Here is a 5,158-nt window from a genome sequence, read left to right as displayed (position 1 = left end):
GTTGCCATCCATCGAGACTCCTCCCCTGGCTGGTCTTCGGTGATCGGCAGTATGCACCAGGCAACCGACAACAGCGCACCAGAAATTCAGCGTGTGTAGTCGGTTCAGGGGGCAAAACGAATCACCAGCCCGGATATCTGCTGCGCGACTCGGGCGCACACCGCCCGGTGCCACGCCGCCGGCCACTGGATGCCGCCGAACTCGGGCACCTCGGCGTCGCGCCGGAACGTCCGCACCTCGAAATCGCGGGCCTCTTCGAGGTGGCGGCACATCTGGTCCACCGCCTCGGCGGTGGTCGCCTCCAGGCGCTCGATTTCCACCCGCACCCTGTTCGGGACGGGGGTAGTGCCGCACATCCTCGACCGGTGACGACTCATTGCTCCGTGCAACACGGGAGTGTCAATTGTCATGATGAAAACCACATTTGAGCGTTGCACGGCGGTCAATTGCGGGTGTCGGCGGGACCGCCGGGTGACGGTGCGCCACCGGGGCGGCCGCGCAAAGAGCACGGTCGGGTCCACACATGGGCCGGCGAGGCCTACGAGCGCTGCCTGGGTAGACAGGCTGATTCCGGTCCAGTCGAAGACTGCGGTGGTGCGGGGGGGCGCGTTGCGGGTAACGGAGTTGCTCGGTCACCCAGTCACGGGCGTCGCCGATGGTGTCGGTCACCGCGATCACCGTCTTTTCCGCTGGTGAGCCGCACAGGCAGGTGCGGTCGTCGCCCCGGTACGTCGATCGTACGATCCTCTCGTGACCGGCACGGGTTTCATGTGTGATCGGGGCAGAGCAGTGCCGGGCTGGTGTGCCATCCGGCCCTGTGGAGCCAGTGCTGTGCCGGTTCCGGAAGTGTGCCGGTGGTGGCGTGGTCGGCGAGGACGCCGGTGAGGATGGGGCCGTCGCCGCAGATCGTGCACGCGATGTCGAACGCCGGCCCGGGTTCGCAATGGCGGCAGTGGTGTCGCTCGAGCAGGGTGCCGGGTCTCTTCGGGTCCGGGTGGAGCCAGGTGACGGCGAGGTCGGCGCGTTGGTGTGCGGCCTCGGCGCGGGTGGTGGGATCGTACCCGCAGGTCGGGCACGACCGCGGCGACCTCGGCACCGCAGGAGGGTCGGCGCCACCGGGGCGGGTGTGGGTGTTCGGGCCGGTGCTGGGCTTGGTGTTCAGGTGCCCGTACACGGTGGTACGCGGCACGCTCAACCGGTCCGCGATCGCGGCGACGGTGTGCTCGCCGGTGTCGTAGAGATGTTGGGCGAGTTGGATCTGCTCGGCGGTCAGTTTCGGTGGTCGCCCACCCTTGCGGCCGCGGGCACGGGCCGCGGCGCGTCCCTCCCGGGTGTTGGCCACGGTCAGCTCACGTTGCAGGTCCGCGAGCACCGGCAGCATCCCGATCATCGCGGCGCCTTCGGCGGTGGCGGTGTCGATGCCCTGCTCGAGCACCCTCAGACCCACCCGGCGCTGGTGTAGGTCGGCTCCGAGGCCGATCAGATGCGCCGCCGATCGGGCCAACCTGCTCAAATCGGTGATCACCAGGGTGTCGCCGCCGCGCAGCAGGGTCAGGACGAGGTCCAGCTGGGGCCGCGACGCCTTGACGCCCTCGGCGTGATCGAGGTGGATGTGCTCGGTGTCGACACCGGCCCGGCGCAGGGCCTCGACCTGGGAATCCGGGTTCTGATCCGGGGTGGAGACCCGTGCGTAACCGAACAACATGTGTCGAGAATACCCTCAACAAGGTTTATTCGACATAGTTTACCGACACAGGTTTCCGACATGGCGGCGGAGCGACCGCGGAGACGAAAGCGCCCGACCTCTCGATCGGGCACTTTCTCATCGGCGCGTGAAATCAGCGCATCCCCTCCACCAATATCTCGCAGTCGGTCGCGGGAATCGCGCATATCCCTCCGGCTGCATCCAGGACGAACCTGTAATGACGAGCACCCGTAGAGAATCGGGCGTATGTCCCGAGGACGACGCCGAACTCCTCGAACCCCTCCGGCGCCATTGCCAGTCCCCACGCATCCGCTTCACCAGGGTTTACCTCTACGGCACTCCCTGTACGCGCGTGCCGGCCTCTCACCGACGTCGATACCAGCACCGCACCAGGCGGGTACGGGCCGGGGAACTCCCGCAACCCATCAAGTGTGATGTGGGAGGCGAGGATACGAATCTCCAGGTCCCGGTCGAGAACAGACCGTCCGACGAAATTCGGAATCTTGCCCCTTTCGATCGAGAGGTCGGAACCTTCATCGCCCATGGCCTTCCTCCTGAGCCTCCCGAGACCTCGGCCATGGACGCGCCGCACGCGTTGGACCAGCACATCGAAATCATCAGTCATCGTCGACCCTGCCTGATAGGCGCGGCGCTGCCGTAGCCGTGCTTCCGTTCGCCAACTGCCCAGGTGACGTGCGGGTGCCTGCCCAGTGCCGCCTCGACGGACTCTGAGGAGATCGGGACCTGGCTCCACGCGCGGTGTCCGGCAGCGAGCAGTCTTCCGGAATCGCAATCGAAGCGGTTGCGTAGCATTCGTTCCTCCTTGGATCAGCTATTCGTCGAGTCTCGTTCTGGTCCACGCCGGCTAACGCCGAGAGAGGACGAAGATCTCCACGGCCACGCATCATGTCACCAGTAGTGATGCGTTGACCCCCCGAGAGCGGATCGAGTCCCGCCGTGCCGGGCTTGGCGGCCGGGCTTCTTGGGGTGCCTCGGTCAGCTGTCCTCCCACACCAGGTTGTGCAGTCGCATCGCTTCGATCAGGTCGGGGTCGTCCGCCTCGACGGGACCGTGGTCCAGTGGTGTCACATTCCCGCTGATCGGTCCGTCACCGGGGCGTTCGTACAGTACCCAGAGCACCAGGCCGTCACCGTGCCGCGAGTCGAACACAATCCCCACAGGGTTTCCGGCGGGGTACTGGTAGGCGCGCCGAACACCCTCAAACCGTAGGTTGCCCGCTCAAGATCGAAGAACCAGGAAGAGACCGGAATGCTCGTCCACGGCAACGCCTTCAACCGGGCACGAAGTGAGGGCTGATTGTTCTTGAACCCCGATTGAGTAGGCGCGGCCCGTTCCCATCCAGGGAGCGGCCGCGTTTGTTCATCTCATGATCAGGCAATCGCAACTTCCAGGACGTTTGTGAACGGTCCGGTACTGCCCTTCAGAGGCCAAGGACCGTCAGCCGGTAGGCGCGCCCTCAAACCGTAGATTGCCCGCTCAAGATCAAAGAACCCCTATGGAAGAGTAAAGGACGCTAAAACAAAGTGGACCCAATCACAGGAGACACGCCACAACCGTGAAAATAGTGGTTGACACAATGGGTGGCTGGAGTCAAACTCAACGGCGATCCTCACCTGTCCGTCCGCGTTTCCGGATACCACCGGAACCAATCCCGAGTGCCACATCAGGCAAAGGAACAAGTAGATGTCGGCGATTTCGAATACTACCTTGACACCCACCCCAGTCCGCCCACCCTCAACCCTCGTAGGGGTAGTTATGAATCGAATCCGCTGGTCGAGAATTGCGGTCGTAGCAATCATGTCCGCTGGAGCTCTGCCCTTCACACAGGGTGCTGCATCGGCCGATGACGGTCCTGTCGCCGGACAGGACGGCACAGCTTCGGTGCAGCAGTCGGTGCAGCAGTTCGACCTGAGTTGTGGCGCATTCGGTAACGCGTCAGCATCTCCATCAACTGTAGGTTGGGACGGGCCAATCGACTTTTTTGGCAACCAAATGACTATTACAACTACCTACCCAGAATTTGTGCGTTCCGGTGAAGAGTTCAGTTATAGTCTTGACTTTGACCCCCTGCAGTACGATCGGGGAGCTTTCGGCGCCAAGTCCAAAATAGCTAGCCTGGAGCGGGTGAAACTCGACATTAATATTCCCAAAGGCACCGAGTTCGTGTCCGCCGAGGTCGCGAAAGTTCCTGATGATTTCGTTCCTGATGATTCCGATCCTTTATCTGGAATAATCGGCGCCGTCCGTAACCGCATCCTCGGGTATCCAACCGACATTATCCGTATCCGCGACGACGGCAACGAGTCGTCAACTGGGACTCACTTACGAATGGCATTGAACAATGCCACCGAGCGGAGAACAAAAGACGGTGTGGTCACCAAAGATGGACCCAATGCTGCAGGCGACAAAATGGGTGGGTGGACGGCTTTGAAGGACCTCGATGATGATGGTAACGGACTGATGAGTTTTCCCACGATCAATGTTCGGGTAAAAGCTCTCGGTACGGAAGGGGACACAATCACCCCGACCGTTAGAGCCAGTGGTGTCGCGAGCGAATTCGATCACGCAAACAATTTCCTTACTTTTGTGGAACACACAAATATCGATAATGTATGGATGCCCAACGCATTTCATAGTCTCCGTTGTTCACCCCGGGACACACCAGATGCTGATGTGAACAATGGCGCTGGACCGTTGGCGACTATCAAAGTGACCGATTCTGGAGTTTCTCGACCATGAATCCGGTGGTCTACGGGGAAATCCCACTAGCCCATTACTCAGCGAAGGAAATAGTTCTACAGTGACGCCCGGGGTGGATCAGCAGGGTCCCGGCAAAGTCGTGGATAGAGGTTCCTGACCTGAGGGTTTGTGGCAGGGGGGTATGGCGGGCGCGGTCGCCTCGGTGATGATTCAAGTTCCTACGCCATCACCACCACCAGGAACGGTGGCCCATACCATCGGATTCGATACAGAAGTTTTTCCAGCGAAGGAAAATAGTGTGAACAAGTACAGGCGTTCTCGTGACTACCGCACGGCCCAAGGGAAGTTCCGAGGTCTTGTCCTCGGCTTCGTTGTGGTCGGGGCTTGTATAACCAGTACGGGGACCGCGGCAGCCGATACCGTGACCGAGACCATCTCCGTCGGGGGTTTCCCCAAAGCGGTGGCGGTCTCCCCGAACGGGTCTTACGCCTACGTCACCAGTCAAAACGGTTCGGTGTCGGTGATCGACACCGCCACCAACACCGTGACCGGCACGATCGACGTCGGGCGCGGACCGCACGCTGTGGCGTTCAACCCGAACGGGTCTTACGCCTACGTCACCAGTCAAAACGGTTCGGTGTCGGTGATCGACACCGCCACCAACACCGTGACCGAGACCGTCTCCGTCGGGGCCTACCCCGAGGGCATTGCAGTCAACCCGAACGGGTCTTA

The 5,158-nt window shown here is 61.8% G+C and carries 7 protein-coding genes; 2 read left to right on the top strand and 5 right to left on the bottom strand.

Annotation, left to right across the window (positions count from 1 at the left end):
- Positions 1–104: 104 nt before the first annotated feature.
- From RM2_RS22555 to RM2_RS22535, 5 genes are all read right to left on the bottom strand, one after another.
- Positions 105–410: a hypothetical protein gene (locus tag RM2_RS22555; RefSeq protein WP_139277862.1), complete on the bottom strand. Its 306-nt coding sequence runs from the start codon at positions 408–410 to the stop codon at positions 105–107.
- A 356-nt stretch (positions 411–766) separates the two neighbouring features.
- Positions 767–1,705 carry a recombinase family protein gene (locus RM2_RS22550; protein ID WP_072691702.1) on the bottom strand — a complete coding sequence of 313 codons (939 nt, stop codon included), beginning with the start codon at positions 1,703–1,705 and terminating at the stop codon, positions 767–769.
- Between the two features lie 133 nt (positions 1,706–1,838).
- Positions 1,839–2,249 carry a hypothetical protein gene (locus tag RM2_RS22545; protein WP_169846811.1) on the bottom strand — a complete coding sequence of 137 codons (411 nt, stop codon included), beginning with the start codon at positions 2,247–2,249 and terminating at the stop codon, positions 1,839–1,841.
- Positions 2,250–2,326: 77 nt separating this feature from the next.
- Complete coding sequence (locus tag RM2_RS24770; protein ID WP_072691700.1) at positions 2,327–2,518, bottom strand: hypothetical protein; 192 nt, start codon at positions 2,516–2,518, stop codon at positions 2,327–2,329.
- 183 nt (positions 2,519–2,701) lie between these two features.
- Positions 2,702–2,884, bottom strand: coding sequence for a hypothetical protein (locus RM2_RS22535; protein WP_245814103.1), 183 nt, complete (start codon positions 2,882–2,884; stop codon positions 2,702–2,704).
- Between the two features lie 597 nt (positions 2,885–3,481).
- Between RM2_RS22535 and RM2_RS24300 the strand changes: the two genes are divergently transcribed.
- Both RM2_RS24300 and RM2_RS23670 read left to right on the top strand, forming a co-directional pair.
- Positions 3,482–4,465 carry a hypothetical protein gene (locus RM2_RS24300; RefSeq protein WP_139277908.1) on the top strand — a complete coding sequence of 328 codons (984 nt, stop codon included), beginning with the start codon at positions 3,482–3,484 and terminating at the stop codon, positions 4,463–4,465.
- A 259-nt stretch (positions 4,466–4,724) separates the two neighbouring features.
- Positions 4,725–5,158: YncE family protein (locus RM2_RS23670; RefSeq protein ID WP_281250436.1), on the top strand; the 434-nt coding region annotated here is incomplete at its 3' end.

Source organism: Rhodococcus marinonascens NBRC 14363, assembly GCF_001894885.1.
Taxonomy (GTDB): Bacteria; Actinomycetota; Actinomycetes; order Mycobacteriales; family Mycobacteriaceae; genus Rhodococcus_F; species Rhodococcus_F marinonascens.
Note: the sequence above shows the minus strand (reverse complement) of the source record. Positions and strands in the feature narration are given on the sequence as shown.

Bases quoted from the DNA above. Each gene is read 5' to 3' on its own strand.
- RM2_RS22550 (WP_072691702.1), bottom strand. From the start codon at position 1,705: ATGTTGTTCGGTTACGCACGGGTCTCCACCCCGGATCAGAACCCGGAT.
- RM2_RS22545 (WP_169846811.1), bottom strand. From the start codon at position 2,249: ATGGGCGATGAAGGTTCCGACCTCTCGATCGAAAGGGGCAAGATTCCG.
- RM2_RS22555 (WP_139277862.1), bottom strand. From the start codon at position 410: ATGACAATTGACACTCCCGTGTTGCACGGAGCAATGAGTCGTCACCGG.
- RM2_RS24300 (WP_139277908.1), top strand. From the start codon at position 3,482: ATGAATCGAATCCGCTGGTCGAGAATTGCGGTCGTAGCAATCATGTCC.
- RM2_RS24770 (WP_072691700.1), bottom strand. From the start codon at position 2,518: ATGCTACGCAACCGCTTCGATTGCGATTCCGGAAGACTGCTCGCTGCC.